Origin of the sequence: Rhizobium leguminosarum bv. viciae, assembly GCF_012276115.1 — a bacterium.
GTDB lineage: Bacteria > Pseudomonadota > Alphaproteobacteria > Rhizobiales > Rhizobiaceae > Rhizobium > Rhizobium leguminosarum_T.
The window spans coordinates 99,793-123,113 of the sequence record NZ_WIEU01000018.1 but is presented as its reverse complement, the minus strand read 5'-3'; the positions used below and the strand labels follow the sequence as shown (position 1 = coordinate 123,113).

Below are 23,321 nucleotides of genomic sequence, written 5' to 3'. Positions count from 1 at the left end.
ATCACCCCTCACGCCGAGACCTGCGACAGCATTTCGACCTCTTGCCACTCGATCAGGCCGACCCAGGCGCGCGCAATGGCAAGGCCCGCGGCATCGGCGGCTCCGGCATGCCTTACCGCCAGTTCGGCATGGTTCTCCAGCCAGCCCGGCGCAATGCGCGCGATCGTATCGGGGAATTCGGCTTTCCATTGCGCGACGTCCGCGGCATCGGCCTCGAAGTGGAACTGGGTGCCATAGACGGCGCGGCCGATGCGGAAGGCCTGGTTCTCGGCGACGGGGCTCGAGGCGAGACGCACCGCGCCCTCGGGCAGCGAAAACGTATCGGCGTGCCATTCGAAGATGGTGAACTCGCCGCCAAGCGCCGACAACAGCGGATCGGACCGGCCCTCGGCGGTGACGCCGATCCCGTGCCAGCCGAATTCACGGGCGATTCCTAAGTGATTGTCGGCGCCATAGGCGCGGGCGAGGATCTGGCTGCCGAGGCAAATGCCGAGCACCGCTTTGCCGGCATCGCCGAAACGGCGCGTGAGCCGGGCGAGCTCCGGCAGGTAGGGATGGGTTTCGTCATCCAGGGCGCTCTGCTCACCGCCGAGAACGACCAGCGCGTCATGGCCGGATATATCTTTCGGCAGGACGCCATCCTGCCACACCCGGAACCACTCAATCTCCGCGCCGGCCTCGTCGAGGGCCGCGGCAAGCGCGCCGAGGCCGGTATTCCGCATGTTTTCGATGACTGCGACGCGCATAGGCTCTTCCTGATATGGCCGACCACGGGAAGAGACCATGGCGGAAGGCGGCGCGCAAGACGCTTCTGCGAAGCGATTGCGCTAGCGCGCGACAGGGCTTAAATCTCAGCAAACGAAAGGATATCGCCATGACCGAAAAAGCCCGCGTCACGATCCTCTACTGCACCCAGTGCAACTGGCTGCTGCGCGCCAGCTGGATGGCGCAGGAGCTGCTGCACACCTTTTCCGACAGTCTTGGCGAAGTGGCGCTGATCCCCGCCACCGGCGGCAATTTCGAGATCCGCGTCAATGGCGATCTGATCTGGGAGCGCAAACGCGACGGCGGCTTTCCCGGGCCGAGGGAACTGAAGCAGCGGGTCCGCGACATCGTCGAGCCCGGTCGCGATCTCGGCCATGTCGACCGCGCCTCGCTCGAAAGCTGACAGCTCAGCGGTAGGGCGAGCGGCAGGTCTTGTAGATGCCTTCATAGGTGAGGAAACGATCCGTCCTCGGATTGTAGGAGCGGTATTCGTTGCTGCACCAGGCGGCATGGCTGTTCATGTCACGCGCCTTCGGCTGCACCCGGCGCACCGGCGGCGGATCATAGGTCAGCTGCGGTCGGCCGGCAGCACCCGGCTGGTAATAGGTCGGCCCGGTCGCGCCGCGCGGCCTGTAGTTCGGCTGGACATAGGCGGGACGATGCCATTGCTGCGGCCCGAAACCGAAGCAGCCGCGAAAATCGCAGAGCGTCGAGCCCGTGTTCAGGGGCCCGACCCCCGGCTTGCCCAGCTTCAGCGAATCGGCCCCGGCGATTGCGGGCGCGAGAATGGTGAGAAGGCCGGCGAGCAGAAGCGTGCGAGCAACGGGCATGAGGCATTCCTTTCGATATTTCCTTTATATAGGGCCTGACCGCCGAAACGCTATGCCGCCTTGGGCCACTCCCGCCCATGTGATCGGCAGCTTTCTCGCCAACTGTCAGAAAAACTTCAAAAACCCAGTTGACAGTCAGGAGCCACCCCCTTACATCGCTCTCCGTCGCCCAGATGGCGGAATTGGTAGACGCGCCAGCTTCAGGTGCTGGTACCCGAAAGGGTGTGGAGGTTCGAGTCCTCTTCTGGGCACCATTCCATTCTTGATCACTACCAAGATCAAGGAGTTAAGCCTTTCCAACAAAGTTGTGCATTGGTGCCTTGTAGCAAAGGCCAGCCACGATGCACTTGAGTGCTTGTTCACTCGATAGCTCCCAAGAACTATCCGAAATCCTCATTTCTGGACGCTTATTTCCACCGCTGGAGATTGCTGGCCTCCATTGACTCCCTCACTCCAAAATGTGAACATATAGCGAACATAATGGAGTCTTGCGATGATCCGATACGCCACGTCCGCAGCCGGCAACCCCCAGCCACCAAAGGCGCGCGAGGTGTCAGCCGCCGAAACGGCCGTTGAAACGCCGCGCACCAAACCGGTCAATGAGGTAGCTTCTGCCGGCGCGGTGCCTGCTGCCTACCCGCTGCTGCCCAGCGGCGAGTCAGATGAGCTCGGCTCCGACACTCTGCCGAAGACCACCAAGCGACCACGCCGTGCGGCAACAAAACGTAAGCCTAAGGTCGCCGAGGCAGACGATGCTTCACTCCAGCTCAGTCTAGAGGCTTAGACGCAACGATCCGGCCAAGGTATGGCGGCGCGTAGAGAACTCCCACCATAATCTATATAGCACTTCGGAATCCCGAAATTGGTTGGGGGCCTGAAATCATTGGATGTTTCTCGGCGGCGACAGCCCGCGAAAGGCGGCGAATTTCGGGATCCCGAAGCGGGGGAATTTCGGGATTCCGAAGTGGGATTTTTTTCTTCGGGCCGAAGCGCCGGGCCGGGGTAATCGGCCGGCAGTATCCGACGTTTTCCTATCAGGATCGACCGCGTCTGGTCGGATCAATTGCGCCCGCTTGGCGCTCCTCGTAGAACTGGAGGGACGTGCCCTCGGCCAAACGGGATGTCCCGAACGGCGAGCCTGTTCCATTGCTCAACGCACGGCCTGCGAAACGCGCGGCTGCCCGTTCCGATACCACCGCAAGCCTCGCACAAGAACGAAATCGGATACCGGGGCAAGGATGAACATACGGCCGTTCCGCCTGTAAAGAGCCCGGGGTGGCTCTGAGGGTGGTCGGGAAACCTGACTAGACACTCTGGAGTTCGCTTGGGATGAAAGTCGTAATTCTCGCCGGTGGCCTCGGCTCTCGTCTTGCCGAGGAAACCAGTATCCGACCCAAGCCTCTGGTCGAAATCGGCGGCATGCCGATCCTCTGGCACATCATGAGCATCTATGCTCATCACGGGCTCAATGATTTTATCATCTGCGCCGGCTACAAGGGCTATATGATCAAGGAATATTTCGTAAACCTTGTTCTGCACCACAACGACATCACCGTCGACCTCGCCTCCAACAGCATCAATTATCACGGCGGCAAACGACCGAACTGGCGCGTGACCGTGGTCGATACCGGGATGTATTCGATGACTGGCGGCCGCCTCGGACGCGTTCGCGATCATCTGACACCAGGCGAACCCTTCTGCATGACCTATGGCGACGGCGTCGGCGACATCGACATTACCGCCGAAGTCGCCTTCCATCGCGATCATGGCCTCAAGGCGACGATGTGCGCGGTAACTCCGCCCGGACGTTACGGCGCCACGAATATCGAAGGCCAGTTCATTACCTCCTTCGTCGAGAAACCGAGAGGCGACGGCCAGCGCATCAACGGCGGCTTCTTCGTGCTCGACCCTTCGGTGGTCGATCTCGTCCCCGGCGACGATACGATCTGGGAAGCCGGGCCGCTGGAGTGGCTTGCCGCCAACAACCAGCTTGCTGCCTTCAAGCATGACGGCTTCTGGCAACCGATGGATACGTTGCGCGAGCGCACCCATCTGGAAGAACTCTGGAATTCCGGAAAGGCGCCGTGGAAGCTATGGGCCTGACAGACTTCTGGAAAGGGCGACGGATTTTCCTCACCGGGCACACGGGCTTCAAGGGTTCCTGGCTTTCCCTGTGGCTGGAGCGGCTCGGCGCAGAGGTCACCGCGGTGTCGCTGGCGCCCGAGACTGAACCGTCGCTATACCAGAAGCTTGCTCCCTGGAACGATCGCGGCCATCACATCGTCGATATCCGCGATGCCGAGGCGCTTCTTGCTCTCTCCAAGCGTTTCAAGCCGGAGATCGTCATCCATATGGCGGCACAGGCGCTGGTGCGGCGCTCCTACGAAAACCCGGCCGAGACCTTCTCGACCAACGTCCTTGGAACGGCAAATGTCCTCGATGCAGTCAGGCAGACGCCTTCCGTCAAGACGGTGCTGGTCATCACCTCGGACAAGGTCTACGCCAACAATGGTAGCGGCATTCCCTTCGTCGAGACCGATACGCTCGGCGGCAAGGATCCATACAGCAACTCCAAGGCCTGCACCGAACTCGTCTGCCAAAGCTACCGCGACAGTTTTTTCAAAGGGCGCGATCTCAGGCTCGCCACGGTGCGCGCCGGCAATGTCATCGGCGGCGGCGACTGGTCGAAAGACCGGCTGATCCCGGATTTCATCCGCGCCTTCGAAGGCGGCCAGCCGATCCTGCTGCGCTATCCCGAAGCGATCCGCCCCTGGCAGCATGTGCTGGAGCCGCTCGGCGGCTATCTCGCCTTCGCCAAGGCCCTGACACTTGCCGGCGAAAAGGAACTGCCCGAAGCGCTCAATTTCGGTCCCGATCCGCAGAGTTTCGCAACGGTCTGCGAACTTGCGGAAGCGCTCGGCCTCGCCCATGGCGTGAAAAACGTCTGGAAGCCGGCGCCGGGAAAACATCTGCCGGAAGCGCCTGCCCTTACCTTGAGTTCGGCACTGGCGCTCTCCGCCATCGGCTGGCGTCCGCGCCTCACCCTGCAGCAAACAATCGACTGGACAGCCGCATGGTACAAGGCCAATCGCGAGGGAGCCGACATGCGCGCCTTCTCGCTCGGCCAGATCGCGGCTTATGAGGAAACAGCATCATGACAGCGCATAATTGCCGGTTCTGCAACACTCCGCTGAAGCATCGTTTCGTCGATCTGGGCTCGACGCCGCTCGCCAATGCCTATCTGACGGAGGAGCAGCTCAAACTGCCCGAGCCCTCCTATCCGCTGCGCGCCTTCGTCTGCTCGGAATGCTGGCTGGTACAGGCCGATGCCTTTGTCCCGCCGGAGGATATCTTCAGCCACTATGCCTATTTCTCCTCCTACAGCGACGGCTGGGTGGAGCATGCCCGCCAGTTTACGATCATGGCGCGCGAGCGCTTCGGCCTCGACGCCACATCACAGGTCATCGAAGTGGCGAGCAATGACGGTTATCTGCTGAAGCATTTCGTCGAAGCCGGCGTGCCGGTGCTCGGCATCGAGCCGGCCGAGAACGTCGCGGAAGTGGCACGGCAGATCGGCGTTCCAACGGAAGCGCGTTTTTTCGGCAAGGAAGCAGCTGCCGATCTCGTCTCCCGCGGGTTTGCCGCCGACATTGTCATCGGCAACAATGTGCTGGCGCACGTGCCTGACATCAACGACTTCGTCGGCGGGCTTTCGGCCGTGCTGAAGCCTGACGGTGTCGTCAGCGTCGAATTCCCGCATTTGCTGCGGCTGATGGAAAACATCCAGTTCGACACTGTTTACCACGAGCATTTCTACTATCTGTCGCTGCTCGCCGTCGAAAAAGTGTTCGCGGCGCACGGCCTCAAGGTGTTCGACGTGGAAGAACTGCCGACCCATGGCGGGAGTCTCCGCGTGCTGGCCTGCCATGCAACGTCCATGGCTCACGCAATCGGCCACGGTCTTGCCGAGGTGCGCACTGAGGAGGCAGCCGCCGGCTTCGACAAGGTCGAGACCTACGAGGCGTTTCAGAGCCGCGTGGCGCCGATCAAGGATGGCCTGCTCGCCTTCCTCGAACAAGCCAAACGGAGCGGCAAGAAGGTCGCCGCCTATGGCGCTGCCGCCAAGGGCAACACGCTGCTGAATTTCTGCGGCGTCGGCACCGATCTCATCGAATACGTCGTCGACCGCAATCCGCACAAGCAGGGGCATTTCCTGCCGGGGAGCAAACTGCCGATCTACGCACCGGAGAAGATGGACGAGACGCAGCCGGACTACGTGCTCATCCTGCCCTGGAACATCAAGAACGAGGTCGTTGCGGCCAACAGCAGGATCGGCGCCTGGGGCGGACGCTTCGCCGTTGCCGTGCCGGAACTGACGGTGCTTGGATGAAGTTTCTTCCGACCGCGGTTTCGGGCGCCTTTGTCGTGGAAGTCGACGCGCGCTCCGACGACCGGGGAATGTTCGCACGAACCTTCGACGCGCAGACCTTTGCGGCGCAAGGTCTCGTGCCGGTCTACCCGCAGTGCAACGTCTCGCAGAACCACAGGCGCGGGACGCTGCGCGGCATGCACTACCAAGCCCAACCGCGGCCGGAGATCAAGCTGGTACGCGCCACGCGCGGCACGGTATTCGATGTGGCTGTCGATCTGAGGCCGGATTCGCCGAGCTACCTCAAATGGGCCTCCGTCGAGCTCGATGCGATCAGTCACAACGCCTTCTATATACCTGCCGGATGCGCACACGGCTTCCTGACGCTCGAGGACAACTGCGAGCTCTTCTACCAGATGTCGGAAGCTTACGTCCCAGAACTTGCCCGTGGCGTCCGCTGGGACGATCCCGCCTTTTCCATCGCCTGGCCGTTCACGCCGAGCGTCATCAGCGAGCGCGACGCCGCGCTTGAGAGCTTCAGCCAGGAGACACGCCTTTGAGTGGCATCAAACTCAGCATCTGCATCCCGACCTATAACCGCGAAGCCTATCTCAGAAACGCACTCGCGCATTGCGAAAAATACAATTTCAGCTTCCCCTACGAAATCGTCATTTCCGACAACGCTTCGACGGATAACACGACCCAACTCGTCGAGGAGTTCATCGCCAAAGGGCTGCCGATCCACTATCACCGCCGCGCCATCAATGGCGGCTCAGGCCCGAACCTCGCTTGCGCCTTCCATCACGCAGTCGGCGAGTATTCGATCTATCTTGCCGATGACGATTTCCTCGTCCCGAGCGGCGTCGAGGCGGCTATGGCCTACCTTGACGCCAATCCTGATGTCGCCGCCTGCCACGCACCCTGGTATCTCTACGACGAGATCGCCGACCGCGACCTTCATCAATTTTACACGATCGATGGGAACATCAAGTTCGAGCAGCGCAATTTTGCAGCCGTGTTCCAATTCATCTGCGAGCGCCATATCTTCCCGGAGATCGGCATCTATCGCGCCTCGGCGCTTCGCTCCTCCTGGGTTCCACGCGATTTCTGCTTCTGGGCCTTCTCCTATCTCGCGCATTTCGTCGATCAGGGTGCCGTCGCCTTCCTGCAGCAGCCGTTCTACCGCTCGGTCGCCGTGTCTTCGATCGCGCCGAACCGCCAACAGGCCGGCAATGACGACGTCATGACCTCTTGGGACAAATATCGCGGCGGCCTCGAATATTTCCTCTATATCGGCTCCAAGCGCGGCAATCTCGCCACAACCCGCGAAGCCCGTATCGTCTTCGAGGAGCTCTGCAAGGTCTTCACGCTCAACCGCATGGCCGTCGCGTTTCGTTTCTGGGTGCAACGGAAGGATTTCATCAAGGCCTACGAACTCTATACACGTCTGGCGATCGGCGGTATGCCCGACCATCCCGAGGTCATCCATATCCGCAACTCGCTGCCGCTGATGGTGGCGATCCAGACACTTGCCTATCAGGTCGGCGCTACACAGGGCATCAGTCGGCTGATGCTCAGTGGCGTTGCCGACAGGCGCTCGATCGAGGAGATGCTGCGCGATCTCGGCCTGCCGGCGGAAGTTGACGTCGTCGAGGAAACGGCGGACCATGATGCCGACCTGACGAAGCACACGGCGGTTTTCATCGCCGACGCTGCACGCCACGGCGAATTCGTCGCGCGCGGATACAAGCCGAACCTGATCTTTAGCGAGCAGGATCTCATCCAGCACGTGATCATTTGAGGCGGAATGGCCGAGCGGAATTCTGCGATTAACGCTAAGCCTCGCGCCAGTTTCATGCGTTAGTCAGTTTTAATGTGCCCCGGCTTTACGAGTTCCAAGCCCTCATCCCAAGAGAATAAGGCATGACGAACAGGATATTCTACACCAAACCATCGATCACCGCGTTGGAAACCGATTATGCCGCCGATGCTGCGGCAAACGGCTGGGGCGCGCGCTGTTACGACTACATCAATCGCTTCGAGCGCGAATTCGGCGCCTATCTCGGCAGCGGCTTTGCGATCACGACATCGAGCTGCACTGGCGCGATGCATATGGGGCTCGCCGCGCTCGGTATCGGCCCCGGCGACGAGGTAATCCTTGCCGATACGAACTGGGTGGCGACCGTGGCGCCTATCAGGCATCTCGGCGCGACCCCCGTCTTCGCGGACGTCTTACCCGATACATGGTGCATCGATCCCGCCGCAGTCGAGCGCAGCATCACGCCGCGGACCAGGGCGATCATCGCCACGCACATCTACGGCAATCTCTGCGACATGGACGCGCTGATCGAGATCGGCAAGCGCACCGGCATCGCCGTGATCGAAGACGCGGCCGAGGCAATCGGTTCGGTCTGGCGCGGCCGCCGCGCCGGATCGATCGGCACCTTCGGCACCTTCTCCTTCCATGGCACCAAGACGCTGACAACCGGCGAAGGCGGCATGTTCGTCACCAGCGACGCCGATCTTTACGAAAAGGTGCTGACGCTCAGCAACCACGGCCGTGCCCGCAGCCAGAAGAAACAGTTCTGGCCGGACGCGATCGGATTCAAATACAAGATGTCAAACATCCAGGCAGCGATCGGCTGCGCCCAGCTGGAGCGCATCGAGGAACTCGTCTCCCGCAAGCGGGAGATTCTGGCCGCCTACATGGTGCGCCTGTCCACCCTGAACGGCATCAGCATGAACCCGGAATATACCGGCACGATCAACGGCGCGTGGATGCCGACCGCCGTCTTCCATCCTGCCACCGGCATCAACCGCGAAATGCTGCAACAGGCCTTCGAAGCCGCCAATATCGATGCGCGCGTCTTCTTTCACCCGCTTTCCGGTCTTTCAATGTTTGCGGAGAAGCCGGCCAACGTCAACGCCTGGAGCATTCCGGAGCGGGCGATCAACCTGCCGAGCTACCACGACATGAGCGAGGCCGACATTGATCGCGTGGCGGAGACGCTGATCTCAGTCGTACGCAGACATCAGGACAATAGCGCCGTTCGCCTCCATAAATCGGCCTGAGCGCAAAATATACAGAAGGTTTCCGAGAGTTATGACCACCAAGGACGATCGCCTCGAATTCGAAGCTCAAAAGCGCGAAATGGCGCTTGCGCTCGGCAAGGACGAAGATGCCTTCCAGCAGGCGCTAAACACGCTGATAACGCTCGACAAGTATGACTACGCCTATCTTTGGTCCTGGATGGGCGTGCCGATCATCCAGATGCCGGCCGACGTGATGGCCACCCAGGAAGTGATCTGGAACACCAAGCCCGACGTCATTATCGAAACGGGTGTCGCCCGCGGCGGCTCGATGATCTTCATGGCTTCGCTACTGAAGGTGATCGGCAAGGGCAAGGTGATCGGCGTCGACATCGACATACGCGCCCACAACCGCGATTCCATCGAGAAGCATCCGCTCTCGCCGTTGATCACACTTATCGAAGGGCCTTCGACGACAGCCGAGACGCTTGCAAAGGTCAAGGCCGAAATTCCGGCCGGCGCCTCCGTCATGGTCGTTCTCGACAGCGACCATAGCCGCGACCACGTTCTCGATGAACTACGCTGCTACGGTCCGCTGGTCACCGAAGGCCGGTATATGGTCGTCGCCGATACTCTGCTCGGCCGAGGAGACATGTCTCAGACGCCGACCAAGCGCTCGAAAATCTGGTATCCCGGCGACGAGCCCTATGCGGCGCTCAACGCCTATCTCAAGGAGACCGACCGTTTCGAGACTGATGAGGCGCTGAACGGTAAGCTGGTACTTTCCAGTTCGCCGGGAGGATATCTCAAATGCGTCCGCAAATGATGGAGATCCGTCGCAATGTTCCGCACCAAGCCTCGGTCAGACTGCGCGCGGTAGTGGATGGCGACCGGCCACTGCTCTTTTCCCTCCGCCGCGACAGCACGCTGCAGTCACGTCTGCTGACGGTGCCCGACGCGACAGATGATGCAGCACTCGACGCCTGGATCGAGCGGCGGCGTAGCGAGACGGGAGGGGCATTTCTTATCATCGAGGACCAGGCCAGCGGCAAGGCTGCCGGCTATGCGCAGATCACCCAGGTCCATCGCCGAAACGCGACAGGCTACGGCGGACTTGTTCTGGCAGAAGAGACACGCGGCCTCGGGCTCGGGCGTGCGGCCCTCGTCGAACTTGCGCTCCATGCCTCCCGTGGGCTCGGCCTTCGCAAGCTGATGGCCGAAATCGACATCGACAACGGCGCCTCTGTCGGGCTGCATCTATCGCTCGGTTATCGCGAAGTCGGTCTTCTCGAAGCGCATTTCACCGATGCCAATGGCATGACTCGCGACGTGTTGCTGTTCGAGCGGCGACTGGAGGACGAGTGACATGACTGCCGTCGTCATAACCCAACCGATGCTGTTCCCCTGGCCGGGCTTCTTCGAACAGCTCATGATCGCCGACAGCTATATCTATCTCGACGATACCCAGTTCTCGAAGGGCAGCTTCACCAACCGCATCCAGCTTCTGCGCGGTAACGACCGCTGCTGGATGACGATCCCACTCGCCGGCAAGGGCAGCTTCCAGAAGATTTCCGAGCTCGCGGCGGCGGGAGACAACTGGAGGACCAGCCACCGCGTACTGTTACGCCAGTCGCTGCTTGGCGCACCTTTCATCGACGATGCGCTCTCGATCTTCGACAGCGTGTACCGGCATTCCTCCCTGCTGGAGCTGCTGATCGCCAGCATCGAGGAACCGGCCCGCTATCTCGGCATCGGCACGAACCGGAAGATCGAGAAGACCAGCGAGATGGGCGTCGACGGCACTTCCTCGCAGCGTGTGCTCGACATCGTGCTGAAGGCCGGCGGCACCCGCTATCTCACTGGTCATGGCGCGGCAAACTATATGGACCACGCGGCCTTCGAACGCGCCGGCGTGCAGGTGGAATACATGAACTACAGCCGCACGCCCTGGCCCCAGCCAGTCGGCACGTTCACGCCGTATGTTTCTGTACTCGATCTTATCGCCCGAACGGGCTCGGAGGCGCGTAACTGTCTCATCCCGGCCACGGTAGCGTGGCAAGACTTCCTGAAGGAGGAAACGGTCACATCATGACAAATGCAAACGCAAAGATCACCAACAGCCAGCGCGCGGATTTCGATACCAAGGGCTACCTCGTCATGCGCGGCTTCTACGATCCGACCGCCGACATCGCGCCGATCCAGGAAGGCATCCGCCAAATCCTCGAATTGATCTGCAGGAAGCATGGCGTCGACGCCCCAACCGAAACCACGCATGACGCAATGACCGTCGCCTATCCGAAGCTGATCGCCAAGAACCGCGCGTGGGGCGGCGAGGTCTATGACGCGATAAAGCAGATCCCTGCTTTCATGCGCCTCGTCACCAACATCACCAACGACGAAGCCTTCAAGGTGCTGCGTCCGGACAGTGTTCCGGGCATTGCCGCTGGCGGCTACGGCATCCGCATCGACAACCCGGGCGAAGAAAAATTCCGCGCGCAGTGGCACCAGGAATTCCCCGGCCAACTGCGTAGCGTCGACGGTGTGGTCTTCTGGACGCCACTCCTACCGGTCACGCAGGATATGGGCCCGGTACAGATCGCCGAAGGCTCGCATGCCGAAGGCCTGGTCCCCGTTTACGAGGACGATGCCGGCGCCGGCAAGACGGGCGCCTATGCTCTGCATCTCGACCGCGCCGAAGAACGCCTCTCCCGCTACAAGCACGTCGCACCGCTGACGAATCCTGGCGACCTCGTGCTAATGGATTTCCTGACGTTGCACCAGTCGGGTCACAACGTCTCGACTACGCCGCGCTGGAGCATCCAGTTCCGCTATTTCAATTACCTCGAGCCGGTCGGTATCAGAATCGGCTGGAAAGGCTCGTTTGCTGCCGGCGTCAAGTTTGCCGACGTGCTTCCCGAGCTGTCCGTTCAGCGCGAGGCTGCTGAATGACGGCTTGCCGCGTCTGCGGTGGGAAGATTGCGGCGCCGGCCTATGAAGCGCCGGCGCCCGCCCTCACCTCAATCATGACCCTTCTCGACATTCCGACACGCGTCTACGTCTGCGACAGGTGCGGCCATGCGCAATGCGACGAGATCCCCGATATCGAGACCTTCTACGATACCGGCTACCGCATTTCGCTCAACAGCGAGGGCCATGACCAGATCTTTGCGGTCAAACCCGACGGCACCGTCATTTACCGGACGGACCATCAGGCCGAGATTGCACGCAACCTGCTCGACCTTCCACAGGCAGCGACGCTTCTGGACTACGGCGCGGCAAAGGCCGATACGCTACACAAGATCGTTGCTGCAAGGCCGGATATCGAACCCTACGTTTTCGATGTTTCTACCGATTACGCTTCAGCCTGGAATGGCTGGATCGCGCCGAATGCGCAGGCGACCTACGAGGTTCCAGCAGCCTGGGACGGACGCTTCGATGCGGCGATGAGCCATTTCGTCATCGAGCATGTGGCCGATCCGATTGGTTTCATTCGCGGAATACACAAGCTGCTGAAGCCGCGTGGCACCCTGCTGCTTTCGATGCCCGACGTTTCGGCCAATCCTGGCGACATGACGGTGGCCGACCATATCAACCACTTCAGCGAGGCATCGCTGCGCCGGGCGCTTGCCGCCGGCGGTTTTGAAGTGTCCGTGATCGACACGACCTCCTTCCCCGGCGCTTTTTTTGCCGTTGCGGTTCGCAGCGAAACACCGGTCAAGCAAGAGCAGGACGCCACTCTCGTCCAGCAAGCCGTCGAGCGCGGGCTGGAGATCTGCGATTTCTGGCGGGCTTCAGCTGCCTATCTCGAAAAACGGGCTGACACCTTCCGTGGGCGCAAGGTCGCGATCTATGGCGCCGGCTTTTATGGCAGCTGGATCTTCAGCCGTATCGGCAACGATGTCGAGCTGACGGCCTTCCTCGACCAGAATCCTAATCTGCAGAACGCAGTGCATTTCGGCCATCCTGTCATTGCACCGACTGCAATTGCCGAAGATGCGGAGGCATTGTTCATCGGCCTCAATCCGCTGAAGGCGCGTGCCGCGATCGGCAACATGCCGCACCTGCACAAGTCGGGTCTGCAACTGGTCTGGCTGGAAGCCTGAAAACGATCAAGCCGGCGCTTTCCGCTTCCGGCCCTCACCGCACCGGCTGATAGTGGCCGCGGAGCGGAACTTTGCCACCTGTGGTAACGAAGCCGTCGCGTTCGCAGACATACATCAGCGTCGGCATGCCGCCCGAGCGGAAGATCTCGTCGTAACGGCGGCGGACCTGGACGGTTTCCGTGCGGCAATTGTAGGATTCCTCTTCCTTCTTGTCCGGCTGCGCCTTGACGCCGGGAAGACCCTTATAGGGATAGAGGGGTTGAACGCCCGAATCGACGGATTTCGTCCAGTCGACGGCAAAGGCGGAGGCCGGGGCGAGGCCAGGCACGGCAACGAACGATATAAAAAGCATCATCAACAGCCGCATGGGAACTCTCCTGCCGACTAGAGCGGTTCAGCTTTTCACGGAAACGCAGAACCGCTCTAACTTTTTGTTTTACACAATTCCGGACGGAAAACCGCTTCGCACTTTTCCTGGAATTGCTCTATAGTCCGCTTCCCCGATGTAGGGAAACCGACGACCGTCATCAAGCGGCCGCAGCGGGCGACTTCCTGAAATAACTTCTGATGACCGGATGGCCGAAGAGGCCGGCGAGGATCGCGAAGCCGGCGCCGACGACGAAACCGGCGAGAAAACCGCCGATGACGCCGGCAATCAATAGAATCGTCTTTCCAGGACCGTCGGCCTTGACCGGCGGCTCGGCCGGCGAGATGACGCGAATGTTACTCTGGTTGAGGCTCTGCTCCTCGCTCGTCTGGCTGGAGCGCTTCAGCACCGTCTCGTAAATATTGCGCGCCGCGGTCGCCCTGCGCTGCAATTCGTTCAATTCCACCTGCTTGTCGGACGAAGTCGCGTGCAGCGCCTTCTGCACTGCAAGCTCCTTGGCGATGCTGTCCTCGGCGGCCTTGGCCTGCTCGTATTCGCCCCTTGCCGAGGTGGCGAGACGCTGCAATTCGCCCTTGATTTCGCCTGATATGCTCTGCAGCGACGAGCGGGCCGCCTGCAGGCGCGGATGACGCGTGCCCATCTGGCTTTCGAGGCTACCGACGGCGGCGGCCTGGGTGGCATATTGCTGACGCAGGCTGACGAGCGGCGAGGTGACGCCGCCCTCCATCTGGTTGCCGGCGACGATGTCCTCGACGCGGAGATTGGCGACGGCATCGGCGCGCGCCTTTGCCTGGATGGTCTTTTCCTGCGCCGTCACCAGCAGCGTGTTCAGCGAGACGAGCCGCTGATCGGAGATCAGGTTGCCTTCGGTCGCGGCCATGTCGTTGTCGGCGCGGAAGGTTTCGACTGCCTGCTCGGCTTCCAGCACCTTCTGGCGCAGGTCGTCGAGGCGTCCATCGAGCGTCGAGGAGGTGTTTTCGTAAATGCCGTTCGAGGCGCTGTTTTCTTCCTCGGTGAAGGAGGTGACGACCTGATTGGCAAGCCTTGCGGATTTTTCGGGATCGTTGGTCGTGGCAGCCAGCGAGACGACATAGGTGCTGGCCTCACGGGTGATGACCAGCGCCTTCTGCAGAGTGCCGATCACGGCGGCGCCGTCCGTCCGGCCGCCGGTGAATTCGGGATCCTGGTCGAGCTTCATGGCTTCGGCGACGCGGCGCAGCACATTGCCCGAGGTCAGGATCTGCACTTGGCTGTCGATCAGCGCCGAGATCATTTCCGGCGAGGGACCCGACGATTGCGCGCCCGCATCGGCAAGGCCGATCTGGCGCGGATCGAAATAGAGGCTGCTGACGGCGGTGAATTTCTGGGCGATGAGCGGCGCCACCACTCCGCCGGCGAGGGCTCCGAGAAGCGCCAGGCCAAACACGATCAGCCGCCGGCTCCAGATCGCGGCGATACTCAAGCGGAGGTCGAGAAGCGGTGCGGCAGGTGCGAACGCTGCATTCGGCGGCGCGTCCACGACGGGCGGTTTCGGAGGCGGAGGCGCCGGACGCTCATATTGGCGGGTTTCGGCAATGCTTGCCGGCGGCACGAAGGGGGGCGGGGCGGGTTCGGGCGATGGCCGGACGAAATCATCCGGGCGAATGACAGGACTGCGCATGCGCACGCCTTCCGGCGCAGTCTGAGATGGCTCAAAACTGCGCCAGCCAGGGAGCCGGCTTACCCTGTTCCTGTCATACTGGTTCATACGCGCACTCGTGTCCTGCCCAGCGTGAAAGACTGAAGCCGAGGTGCCGATACTTTAGAAATTCTTAGCTAACGGACCGTTAAAATAAGCCAGCGACGCCGATGTTGCGATTTGCCGCGATAGCGAGGATGCCCATGAAGACGACACGACATCTGACAGCGCTGCTGCTTGCAGCCGCTCTGATCCCGTCGCCGGCCCTTGCGACTGAGGCCCCCTGCTACCGGGGCGTCAATCTGTCCGGCGGCGAATATGGCGAGCGCGGCGGCATCTACGGCACCAATTACACCTATCCGAGCGAAGCCACGATTGGCTATTTCGCCGAAAAAGGCATGACGATCATCCGGCTGCCCTTCCGCTGGGAACGATTGCAGCCGGCGCTCGGCGGGCGGCTCGACGAGGATGAGCTCAAGCGAATCAAAGATACGATCGGCCTGATCCGCAAACACGGCATGGCGGTTCTGCTCGACCCGCATAATTTCGGCTATTACGACAAGACCCAGGTCGGCACGGCGCCGGCGACGGATGCCGCCTTCGGGGATTTCTGGGCAAGGCTCGCCGTCGAATTCGCCAATCAGGATGGCGTTCTCTTCGGCCTGATGAACGAACCGCACGACATCAAGGCGACGGACTGGCTGGATGCCGCCAATGCCGCGATCCGCAGTATCCGCGCCGTCGGCGCGCGCAACCTCATCCTGGTGCCGGGCACGGCATGGAGCGGCGCGGGCAGCTGGGAAAAGGATGTGATCGGCGGCGCCAATGGCACGGTGATGCTCGGCGTGCGCGATCCGCTCGATTTCTACGCCTATGAGGTCCACCAGTATCTCGACGCCGACTCCTCCGGCACCCATCCGACCTGCGAAGGCTCGACTGCTGCGGTCGAGGCGATCGCTGGGGTAACCGCCTGGCTGAAGCGGAACCACAAGCGCGGCTTTCTCGGCGAATTCGGCGCCTCCGCCGACAAGGACTGCATGAGCGGGTTGACCGAAATCTACACCACCATGTCTGATAATAGCGACGTCTGGCTCGGCTGGTCCTACTGGGCCGCCGGCGATTGGTGGCCGGCGGATGAGCCGTTCAACGTCCAGCCGCGCAAGGGTCCCGAGCGGCCGCAGATGCGGCTTCTTGCCGAGGTGGCAAAAGCCGGTGCCGGCACTTGCTCCGCCGTCAAGCCTGCGGGGAAATGAGCATGGCGGTCGTCGATCAGAGGACAGCAACATTCACTGTAGCCGGCACTGTAGCCGGCAACCGGCTCGATGCCGTCCACGAGGCATCGCGTACCGATCATACGGTGCTCTGGCTCGGCCTGCTCTCCGTGCTCTACAACGGCATTCTCGGCTTCATCAACCACAACATCGTGCCGCTCTCGATAACGCATGTCGCCGCCAGCGAAGGCCTGATCATGGCGAGCGCCATCATCTATATCCTGCATAAGGGGATCTACGAGACCGACCTTCCGGCCTTCCTGTTCCTGCTGTTCACACTCATTGTTACCATCTATGTCAGCGTGCTCAACCGCATGCTGTTCATCGATCACTTCCGCAACGTGCTGATCATCTTCTGCTTTACCGGGCTCGGGGGCTGGAGCAACGAGAAAACGATGAAGCTCGCCTTTCGCTGGGCAAGCCTTGCCGTCATGATCTTCCTGATCTTCGAGATCGTCAGCGTGCCGTTCTATGTCAGCATCGTCCACCCGTCCGATTATTTCGCCAATACGCGCGGGCTGCTGCCGCTGAGCTACAACACGACGGGGCTCTTCCAGAACGCGCTCGGTTTTCCCGAGCGCTTCTCCTTCGGGATCATCGACCACCGTTCCTCGTCGATCTTCCTCGAGCAGGTGTCGCTTGCCAATTTCTGCGGCGTGATCGCCGTCTACCTGATTTCGATGTGGGAAAAGCTCGGCCGCTGGGACCGGCTGCTGATGATCGGCACGGCCGTGCTGATCCTGGTGACGAACGACACGCGCACGATGCTGATCTTCTGCTTTGCCTGCATCGTCGGCTATTTCGTCTTTCCGAAGATCCCGAAGAATTTCAATCTGGCGCTGATGCCGCTGATCGTCGCTGCGGGCTTCCTCGTCTATGTCCTGAAACCCAACGCGACCGGCGACAACTTCACCGGCCGCATCAACCTGACGATGAAGAAGATCATGGAACTCGATCCGCTCGCCGTCCTTGGGCTTTCGGTCGACCGGGTCGCCGAATTCGCCGACAGCGGCTATGTCTACCTGATCTACGCGGCGACGATCTTCGGCGTCATCGCCCTGTGGCTGTTCGTCTGCCTCTTTCCCGCCGGGCGCACGGCAGCGCAGCGGCGCTGCGCCCATTCACTTTCTCTTTTCATTTTTCTGAATATGATGATCGGGGGAACCGCGGTCTTCTCGATGAAGATCGCCGGTCTCCTCTGGTTCGTCGTCGGATATATGCGTTTCCACGACAGCCCGCGCATCCGGCAGGGTCGTCCGGCAGATGTATTGAGTTGACCGCAGCGGCGCGGCTGAGACCGACGCCCGAGGGAGCAAGATGCTTGTCCAGCTTCAGTATCTGCGCGCCATCGCGGCGCTGATGGTCGTCTATTTCCACGCGATATTGCAGCTTGCCAAGGTCAATCCCGCGGTCGACGCCACCGCCTTCGTCTATGGCGAAACCGGCGTCGACATCTTCTTCGTCTTGAGCGGCTTCGTGATGTGGCTGACGACGAGCGGACGCGCGATGAGCCCGATCGATTTCGCCCGCCGGCGCATCAAGAGGATCGTGCCGCTCTACTGGCTGGCGACGCTGTTTTCAGCGACGGTGGCGCTTGTGGCACCGTCATTGCTGAAATCGACGGTGTTCGACCTGCCGCATCTCATCGCCTCGCTGTTCTTCCTGCCGTGGAGCAATCCTGCCGATCCCAGCACGATCACGCCTGTCGTCGTTCCGGGCTGGACGCTGAATTACGAAATGTTTTTCTACTTCGTCTTCGCGCTGCTATTGCCGCTACAGGAAGTTCGGCGCATCCCGGCGATGTTTGCCGTCTTTGCCGTCATCCTGATCGCCTGCCGGCTGCTGCCGGAAACGACTATGACCCGGTTCTACCGCGAGCCGATCATGCTGGAATTCCTCGCCGGTGTCGTGCTCGGCTGGCTCTACGGGCAGAAGATACTTCTGCCGAACCGCTGGGCCTGGGCGGCCCTTGCCATGGGCTTTGCGTTTCTCTCCATCAACGAGGCGCTGATGCCGCCGGACAGCCGGTTCTATGCCTGGGGAATCCCGGCGATCTTCATCGTCTACGGCGCCATCTCCATCGATTTTTCCAGGCTGCCGCTGATCGGATGGCTGAACTATCTCGGCGACTGCTCCTACAGCATCTATATCACCCACGCCTTCACGCTGGCTTTTCTCAGGGTCGCCGCCGACCGCCTGCCAATCGGCATCCTGCAGCAGCCGGTGCTCTTCGTGATCCTCTCGCTGGTGCTCTCGTCGATCGGCGGTGCGATCATCCATGAGATCACCTCGCCGCGCCGCCGGAAGGTTGCGGTGGCGAGCCGGCCGCCGGCCTAAAGCGCGTCGAAGGCGAGAATACGCATCCAAGCGGCGCTGACGGTACAGTTTTTCGCGCAACTTCTCCTAAGCTTCAGACTGAACAATGACAGAACTTGCACAAACGTGATGGTTTATCTTGCAATTTGTCGCATGAATGAAAGTGCGCCGGCCTATTCGCGGTCCGGGCTTTGATCTAAGCACAGCGGCGGCCTTGGAGAGGGAAGAGGGAAAGACATGACAAGTTACGTATTGACGGTATCCTGCAAGTCGACGCGCGGCATCGTGGCGGCGATTTCGAGTTATCTGGCCGACAAGGGCTGCAATATCGTCGATAGTTCGCAGTTCGACGATCTCGATACCGGCAGGTTCTTCACGCGGGTCAGCTTCATCTCCGAGGAAGGCGTGCCGCTTGCCGAACTCAAGGAAGGCTTCGAGCCGATCTGTAAGCGGTTCGCCATGGATGCCGAGATCCATGACGGCAATGCCCGCATGAAGGTGCTGCTGATGGTGTCGCGCTTCGGCCATTGTCTGAACGACCTGCTCTACCGCTGGAAGATCGGCGCGCTGCCGATCGATATCGTCGGCGTCGTCTCCAACCATTTCGATTACCAGAAGGTCGTGGTCAACCACGACATTCCCTTCCACCACATCAAGGTGACGAAGGAGAACAAGCTGCAGGCCGAAGGCCAGATCATGGATATCGTCGAACAGACGGGCACCGAACTGATTGTGCTGGCGCGTTACATGCAGGTGCTTTCGGATGCCATGTGCCAGAAAATGTCCGGGAAGATCATCAATATCCACCATTCCTTCCTGCCAAGCTTCAAGGGCGCCAACCCTTACAAACAAGCCTATCAACGCGGCGTGAAGCTGATCGGAGCGACGGCGCATTACGTCACCGCCGATCTCGACGAAGGCCCGATCATCGAGCAGGACACGGCGCGCATCACCCATGCGCAGTCGCCCGACGACTATGTCTCGATCGGCCGCGACGTCGAAAGCCAGGTGCTGGCGCGCGCCATCCACGCCCATATCCATCACCGCACCTTCCTGAACGGCAACCGCACCGTGGTCTTCCCGGCAAGCCCCGGCGGTTACGCCTCCGAACGCATGGGCTGAGCTCAGCCCTGCATCTCTTTTCCTGGCAAACGACAATCCCCGTTGCCTGACAGCGGCAAGTGCTTGATTATCGCCTGCAATAGGTAATCGAATCATGCTGCGGGAGAGGTGTCGTGACCGACGAGGCGCTTGTTGATCGCATGGCGCTGCCGCGCCCCGACGTGACCGCCACCGACGCGGAAAAGATCCTCCTTGCTCATTACAGCCTCTCCGGCAGGCTTGCCGAACTCGGCAGCCAGCAGGATCGCAACTATCGCGTCGATAGCGATAGGGGTCGCTACGTCCTGAAGATCTGCCATGCCGCCTACGACGTCCGCGAGCTCGAAGCACAGAATGCGGCGATCCATCACCTCAAAAACAGGCAAGGTGCGCCGCGCGTTCCGAAGGTGGTCACCACCAATGACGGGCGGGAGATCGTCGTCCTTACCGTGCGCGGGCAGGGCTATCAGGTCCGGCTGTTGGAATATCTGGAAGGCCAGGGGCTGACGGCGCTGACTTATCTGGCGCCGGCTTCCGTGGCGGCCCTCGGGGCGCTCTGCGCGAGACTGGCGCAGGCGCTTGCCGATTTCAACCATCCCGGTCTCGACCGCAGCCTGCAATGGGATCTCAGACGAGCAGGTCCCGTTGCCGTGCAGCTGCTTTCGGCCATCACCGACAGTGCGGCGCGCGACCGGATCGCCAAGACCATGGTGATGGCCGTCCGCCGCATCCAGCCGTTGGCGCCGTCGCTTCGGCTGCAGGCCGTGCATCACGACGTCACCGGCGACAATGTCGTCGGCCACCGTGACGCCCGTGGCCATATCATCCCCGACGGGGTGATCGATTTCGGCGACATCATCCGCGGCTGGCTGGTCGGCGACCTCGCCGTCACCTGCGCTTCGCTGCTGCATCAGGCGGATGGCGACCCTTTTCATATCCTGCCTGCCGTCACCGCTTATCAGGCGATCTATCCGCTGAGCGACGAGGAGCTGAAGGCGCTCTGGCCACTGATCGTCGCCCGCGCGGTCATTCTCGTCGCCAGCGGCGAGCAGCAGATTTCGGTCGATCCCGACAACGACTATGTCCGCGACAATCTCGACCGCGAACGGGCGATCTTCGATACGGCGATGTCGGTTCCCTTCGATCTCATGGAAGCGGCGATCCTCAAGGCAGCCGGCGCAGATGTCGCCACGCCGGAAACATCGGGATGGCTGCCGTTGCTGCCCGACATCGATCCCGCCGGGATCGCCTATGTCGATCTTGGGGTGCGGAGCTCGCATTTTTCCGCCGGCAATTGGCTGAATACCGACATGGACTGGCGGTTGCTTGCCCGCATGGCAACCGAAAACGGTACGGCAGCGACGCGCTACGGCGAATATCGGCTTTCCCGCGCGGGAACTGCGAAGGGACAGGCGACCTGCGCCCTGCATGTCGACATATGCCTTGCCGCAGGCAGCGCGATTGCCGCGCCCTTTGCCGGCCGCATCGGCTGGAAGGACCAGCATCTGACGCTCGCCGGCGACAACATGACCGTGCATCTCGATGGGCTGGACCTCTCGGTCGAGGATGGAGCCGAGATTGCCGCCGGCGATTCGCTCGGCACGGTTTTCGGAGAGGCGTCGTCGCTCGGCGGGCTGCGCGTCCAGCTTTGCAGCGTCGCCGGTCTCGAACCGCCGCTCTTTGCCTCACCGCGCGCGGCGGCGGCCTGGTCGGTGCTCTGCCCTTCGCCTTCGTTGCTTCTCAGCCCGCAAGCGGATGCGCCGCAACCTGAAACCGCCGCGCTCTTCGCCAGGCGGCGGGCGCATCTCGCAAGACCGCAGAAGAATTATTATGCGGCGCCGCCGCAGATCGAGCGCGGCTGGAAGGAGCATTTGTTCGATGTCGAGGGCCGCGCCTATCTCGACATGGTCAACAACGTCACCATTCTCGGCCATGGCCATCCCAAGCTCGCGGCGGCGATCGGCGCGCAATGGCTGCGGCTCAACACGAATTCGCGCTTCCACTATGCCGCGATCACGGAATTTTCCGAACGCCTCGCCGCTCTGTCGCCGGACGGGCTCGACGCGGTCTTCCTGGTCAACAGCGGCTCCGAGGCCAACGATCTGGCGCTTCGGCTCGCGCAAGCCTATAGCGGCGCGCGCAACATGCTCTGCCTGCTCGAAGCCTATCATGGCTGGTCGGCGGCGAGCGATGCCGTCTCCACCTCGATCGCCGACAATCCGCAGGCACCGACCACCCGGCCGGACTGGGTGCATACCGTCGTTTCGCCGAATACCTATCGCGGCGACTTCCGTGGTCCCGATACGGCAGCGGATTATCTCGGCATGGCGACGCCGGTGCTGGAGGCAATTGATGCTGCGGGCGAAGGCCTTGCAGGCTTCATCGCCGAATCGGTCTACGGCAATGCCGGTGGCATTCCACTGCCGGACGGTTATCTCAGGGAAATCTATGCGCAAGTGCGCGCCCGCGGCGGCCTTTGCATCGCCGATGAGGTGCAGGTCGGTTATTCCAGACTCGGACATTATTTCTGGGGCTTCGAGCAGCAAGGGGTCGTGCCCGATATCATCACTATCGCCAAGGGCATGGGCAACGGCTATCCGCTCGGCGCCGTCATCACCACGCGGGAGATCGCGCAATCGCTGGAGAAGGAGGGCACTTTCTTTTCCTCCACCGGCGGCAGCCCGGTCAGTTGCGTCGCCGGCATGACGGTGCTCGACATCATGGCCGAGGAAAAGCTGCAGGAAAATGCCCGGACGGTCGGCGATCACCTGAAGGCGCGGCTTGCCGCGCTGATCGACCGCCATCCGATTGCAGGCGCCATGCACGGCATGGGCCTCTATCTCGGCCTCGAATTCGTCCGCGACAGAACGACGCTGGAGCCGGCGACGGAAGAGACGGCTGCAATCTGCGACCGGCTTCTCGAACTCGGCGTCATCATGCAGCCGACCGGCGATCACCAAAATGTGCTGAAGATCAAACCACCGCTCTGCTTCAGCATCGACAGCGCCGATTTCTTCGCGGACATGCTGGAGAAAGTGCTCGAAGAAGGCTGGTGACACAGGGCTTCCAACATTAACCAAATCGGTCATTTCGAGGCATGTCGATTTTTAATGAAACGGCCATTGCCGGATACGGCAAGGCTTCCTATGTCTGCCGCTGTGATCAATCGAACTTCCGATTCTGTCATACGAATTTAACGAAGAGCTGATATGTTTCTTTCTGTAAGTTCGGGCTACGACGGAATGAATTTTTTCGGATCGTCGATATTTTGACACGTTTCGGAATATGTTTCTGATAGGCCGTCGGGTAATCTCTACCAAGTTAGTGGATTATCGAAGGCAACCTTCACCGGCCCTGGGCTCTACCGGGACCACTCAAGTGCAACGCCAACACAAGGAACGAGCATGATAGACATCGATATTCTCGCCGATCTCCTTAGGCGATCTGTGCTTGGCAATGACCGTCCGGGC

Annotated in this window: 22 protein-coding genes and 1 tRNA gene; 19 read left to right on the top strand and 4 right to left on the bottom strand. The window is 61.2% G+C overall.

Going from position 1 to position 23,321, the window contains the following annotated elements; genetic code table 11:
* Positions 1 to 8: 8 nt before the first annotated feature.
* Positions 9 to 785, bottom strand: a complete 777-nt coding sequence (locus GFM02_RS26225) for a type 1 glutamine amidotransferase (RefSeq protein ID WP_205930469.1) — start codon at positions 783 to 785, stop codon at positions 9 to 11.
* Between the two features lie 89 nt (positions 786 to 874).
* On the opposite strand from GFM02_RS26225, the gene GFM02_RS26220 reads away from it, so the two are divergent.
* Positions 875 to 1,168: a SelT/SelW/SelH family protein gene (locus tag GFM02_RS26220; RefSeq protein WP_017966569.1), complete on the top strand. Its 294-nt coding sequence runs from the start codon at positions 875 to 877 to the stop codon at positions 1,166 to 1,168.
* Positions 1,169 to 1,172: 4 nt separating this feature from the next.
* Here the strand turns inward: GFM02_RS26220 and GFM02_RS26215 are convergent, their stop codons facing one another.
* Positions 1,173 to 1,595: a BA14K family protein gene (locus GFM02_RS26215; RefSeq protein WP_168268027.1), complete on the bottom strand. Its 423-nt coding sequence runs from the start codon at positions 1,593 to 1,595 to the stop codon at positions 1,173 to 1,175.
* Between the two features lie 167 nt (positions 1,596 to 1,762).
* Here GFM02_RS26215 and GFM02_RS26210 point away from each other — a divergent pair.
* From GFM02_RS26210 to GFM02_RS26150, 13 genes are all read left to right on the top strand, one after another.
* Positions 1,763 to 1,849: transfer RNA gene (locus tag GFM02_RS26210), tRNA-Leu, on the top strand.
* A gap of 239 nt (positions 1,850 to 2,088) precedes the next feature.
* Positions 2,089 to 2,379 (top strand): poly(hydroxyalkanoate) granule-associated protein, encoded by a 291-nt coding sequence (locus GFM02_RS26205; protein WP_168323229.1) that lies wholly within the window; start codon positions 2,089 to 2,091, stop codon positions 2,377 to 2,379.
* Between the two features lie 545 nt (positions 2,380 to 2,924).
* A complete protein-coding gene (rfbF, locus tag GFM02_RS26200; protein ID WP_168268031.1) occupies positions 2,925 to 3,698 on the top strand; it encodes a glucose-1-phosphate cytidylyltransferase in 774 nt (257 codons plus the stop codon).
* Complete coding sequence (gene rfbG, locus GFM02_RS26195) at positions 3,689 to 4,753, top strand: CDP-glucose 4,6-dehydratase (protein WP_168268313.1); 1,065 nt, start codon at positions 3,689 to 3,691, stop codon at positions 4,751 to 4,753. Before rfbF ends, rfbG begins: the two co-directional genes overlap by 10 nt.
* Positions 4,750 to 5,985 carry a class I SAM-dependent methyltransferase gene (locus GFM02_RS26190; protein WP_168268033.1) on the top strand — a complete coding sequence of 412 codons (1,236 nt, stop codon included), beginning with the start codon at positions 4,750 to 4,752 and terminating at the stop codon, positions 5,983 to 5,985. Before rfbG ends, GFM02_RS26190 begins: the two co-directional genes overlap by 4 nt.
* Complete coding sequence (gene rfbC / locus GFM02_RS26185; RefSeq protein WP_168323228.1) at positions 5,982 to 6,524, top strand: dTDP-4-dehydrorhamnose 3,5-epimerase; 543 nt, start codon at positions 5,982 to 5,984, stop codon at positions 6,522 to 6,524. The genes GFM02_RS26190 and rfbC overlap by 4 nt, the downstream gene beginning before the upstream one ends.
* Complete coding sequence (locus tag GFM02_RS26180) at positions 6,521 to 7,765, top strand: glycosyltransferase family 2 protein (protein ID WP_168268037.1); 1,245 nt, start codon at positions 6,521 to 6,523, stop codon at positions 7,763 to 7,765. Before rfbC ends, GFM02_RS26180 begins: the two co-directional genes overlap by 4 nt.
* Positions 7,766 to 7,887: 122 nt before the next feature.
* The gene (locus GFM02_RS26175; RefSeq protein ID WP_168323227.1) at positions 7,888 to 9,036 is read left to right on the top strand and encodes a DegT/DnrJ/EryC1/StrS family aminotransferase; all 1,149 of its coding nucleotides are present in this window, start codon (positions 7,888 to 7,890) and stop codon (positions 9,034 to 9,036) included.
* 31 nt (positions 9,037 to 9,067) lie between these two features.
* Positions 9,068 to 9,820: a cephalosporin hydroxylase family protein gene (locus GFM02_RS26170; RefSeq protein WP_168323226.1), complete on the top strand. Its 753-nt coding sequence runs from the start codon at positions 9,068 to 9,070 to the stop codon at positions 9,818 to 9,820.
* Positions 9,805 to 10,359: a GNAT family N-acetyltransferase gene (locus tag GFM02_RS26165; protein WP_246622109.1), complete on the top strand. Its 555-nt coding sequence runs from the start codon at positions 9,805 to 9,807 to the stop codon at positions 10,357 to 10,359. The genes GFM02_RS26170 and GFM02_RS26165 overlap by 16 nt, the downstream gene beginning before the upstream one ends.
* Position 10,360: 1 nt before the next feature.
* Positions 10,361 to 11,086, top strand: coding sequence for a WbqC family protein (locus GFM02_RS26160; RefSeq protein WP_168268041.1), 726 nt, complete (start codon positions 10,361 to 10,363; stop codon positions 11,084 to 11,086).
* A complete protein-coding gene (locus GFM02_RS26155) occupies positions 11,083 to 11,943 on the top strand; it encodes a phytanoyl-CoA dioxygenase family protein (protein WP_168268044.1) in 861 nt (286 codons plus the stop codon). The genes GFM02_RS26160 and GFM02_RS26155 overlap by 4 nt, the downstream gene beginning before the upstream one ends.
* Positions 11,940 to 13,097, top strand: coding sequence for a class I SAM-dependent methyltransferase (locus tag GFM02_RS26150; RefSeq protein WP_168268046.1), 1,158 nt, complete (start codon positions 11,940 to 11,942; stop codon positions 13,095 to 13,097). The genes GFM02_RS26155 and GFM02_RS26150 overlap by 4 nt, the downstream gene beginning before the upstream one ends.
* A gap of 34 nt (positions 13,098 to 13,131) precedes the next feature.
* Here the strand turns inward: GFM02_RS26150 and GFM02_RS26145 are convergent, their stop codons facing one another.
* Entirely contained in the window at positions 13,132 to 13,464 is a 333-nt protein-coding gene (locus GFM02_RS26145; protein ID WP_168268049.1) for a hypothetical protein, read from the bottom strand.
* A 160-nt stretch (positions 13,465 to 13,624) separates the two neighbouring features.
* A complete protein-coding gene (locus GFM02_RS26140; RefSeq protein WP_168323225.1) occupies positions 13,625 to 15,232 on the bottom strand; it encodes a GumC family protein in 1,608 nt (535 codons plus the stop codon).
* 134 nt (positions 15,233 to 15,366) lie between these two features.
* On the opposite strand from GFM02_RS26140, the gene GFM02_RS26135 reads away from it, so the two are divergent.
* The 5 genes from GFM02_RS26135 to GFM02_RS26115 all read left to right on the top strand — a co-directional run bounded on the left by GFM02_RS26135 (position 15,367) and on the right by GFM02_RS26115 (position 22,907).
* Complete coding sequence (locus GFM02_RS26135) at positions 15,367 to 16,416, top strand: glycoside hydrolase family 5 protein (RefSeq protein ID WP_168323224.1); 1,050 nt, start codon at positions 15,367 to 15,369, stop codon at positions 16,414 to 16,416.
* 2 nt (positions 16,417 to 16,418) lie between these two features.
* A complete protein-coding gene (locus tag GFM02_RS26130) occupies positions 16,419 to 17,711 on the top strand; it encodes a hypothetical protein (RefSeq protein WP_168323223.1) in 1,293 nt (430 codons plus the stop codon).
* A 40-nt stretch (positions 17,712 to 17,751) separates the two neighbouring features.
* Positions 17,752 to 18,771, top strand: coding sequence for an acyltransferase family protein (locus tag GFM02_RS26125; RefSeq protein WP_168323222.1), 1,020 nt, complete (start codon positions 17,752 to 17,754; stop codon positions 18,769 to 18,771).
* A gap of 216 nt (positions 18,772 to 18,987) precedes the next feature.
* Positions 18,988 to 19,872: a formyltetrahydrofolate deformylase gene (gene purU / locus GFM02_RS26120; protein ID WP_130662642.1), complete on the top strand. Its 885-nt coding sequence runs from the start codon at positions 18,988 to 18,990 to the stop codon at positions 19,870 to 19,872.
* 113 nt (positions 19,873 to 19,985) lie between these two features.
* Positions 19,986 to 22,907, top strand: a complete 2,922-nt coding sequence (locus GFM02_RS26115) for an aminotransferase (protein ID WP_168323221.1) — start codon at positions 19,986 to 19,988, stop codon at positions 22,905 to 22,907.
* The last annotated feature ends 414 nt before the right edge of the window (positions 22,908 to 23,321 follow it).

What these genes read in the sequence shown, in the direction of transcription:
- GFM02_RS26225 (WP_205930469.1), bottom strand. Translation starts at nt 785, where the DNA reads ATGGTCTCTTCCCGTGGTCGGCCATATCAGGAAGAGCCTATGCGCGTC.
- GFM02_RS26220 (WP_017966569.1), top strand. Translation starts at nt 875, where the DNA reads ATGACCGAAAAAGCCCGCGTCACGATCCTCTACTGCACCCAGTGCAAC.
- GFM02_RS26215 (WP_168268027.1), bottom strand. Translation starts at nt 1,595, where the DNA reads ATGCCCGTTGCTCGCACGCTTCTGCTCGCCGGCCTTCTCACCATTCTC.
- GFM02_RS26205 (WP_168323229.1), top strand. Translation starts at nt 2,089, where the DNA reads ATGATCCGATACGCCACGTCCGCAGCCGGCAACCCCCAGCCACCAAAG.
- rfbF (WP_168268031.1), top strand. Translation starts at nt 2,925, where the DNA reads ATGAAAGTCGTAATTCTCGCCGGTGGCCTCGGCTCTCGTCTTGCCGAG.
- rfbG (WP_168268313.1), top strand. Translation starts at nt 3,689, where the DNA reads ATGGGCCTGACAGACTTCTGGAAAGGGCGACGGATTTTCCTCACCGGG.
- GFM02_RS26190 (WP_168268033.1), top strand. Translation starts at nt 4,750, where the DNA reads ATGACAGCGCATAATTGCCGGTTCTGCAACACTCCGCTGAAGCATCGT.
- rfbC (WP_168323228.1), top strand. Translation starts at nt 5,982, where the DNA reads ATGAAGTTTCTTCCGACCGCGGTTTCGGGCGCCTTTGTCGTGGAAGTC.
- GFM02_RS26175 (WP_168323227.1), top strand. Translation starts at nt 7,888, where the DNA reads ATGACGAACAGGATATTCTACACCAAACCATCGATCACCGCGTTGGAA.
- GFM02_RS26170 (WP_168323226.1), top strand. Translation starts at nt 9,068, where the DNA reads ATGACCACCAAGGACGATCGCCTCGAATTCGAAGCTCAAAAGCGCGAA.
- GFM02_RS26165 (WP_246622109.1), top strand. Translation starts at nt 9,805, where the DNA reads ATGCGTCCGCAAATGATGGAGATCCGTCGCAATGTTCCGCACCAAGCC.
- GFM02_RS26160 (WP_168268041.1), top strand. Translation starts at nt 10,361, where the DNA reads ATGACTGCCGTCGTCATAACCCAACCGATGCTGTTCCCCTGGCCGGGC.
- GFM02_RS26155 (WP_168268044.1), top strand. Translation starts at nt 11,083, where the DNA reads ATGACAAATGCAAACGCAAAGATCACCAACAGCCAGCGCGCGGATTTC.
- GFM02_RS26150 (WP_168268046.1), top strand. Translation starts at nt 11,940, where the DNA reads ATGACGGCTTGCCGCGTCTGCGGTGGGAAGATTGCGGCGCCGGCCTAT.
- GFM02_RS26145 (WP_168268049.1), bottom strand. Translation starts at nt 13,464, where the DNA reads ATGCGGCTGTTGATGATGCTTTTTATATCGTTCGTTGCCGTGCCTGGC.
- GFM02_RS26140 (WP_168323225.1), bottom strand. Translation starts at nt 15,232, where the DNA reads ATGAACCAGTATGACAGGAACAGGGTAAGCCGGCTCCCTGGCTGGCGC.
- GFM02_RS26135 (WP_168323224.1), top strand. Translation starts at nt 15,367, where the DNA reads ATGAAGACGACACGACATCTGACAGCGCTGCTGCTTGCAGCCGCTCTG.
- GFM02_RS26130 (WP_168323223.1), top strand. Translation starts at nt 16,419, where the DNA reads ATGGCGGTCGTCGATCAGAGGACAGCAACATTCACTGTAGCCGGCACT.
- GFM02_RS26125 (WP_168323222.1), top strand. Translation starts at nt 17,752, where the DNA reads ATGCTTGTCCAGCTTCAGTATCTGCGCGCCATCGCGGCGCTGATGGTC.
- purU (WP_130662642.1), top strand. Translation starts at nt 18,988, where the DNA reads ATGACAAGTTACGTATTGACGGTATCCTGCAAGTCGACGCGCGGCATC.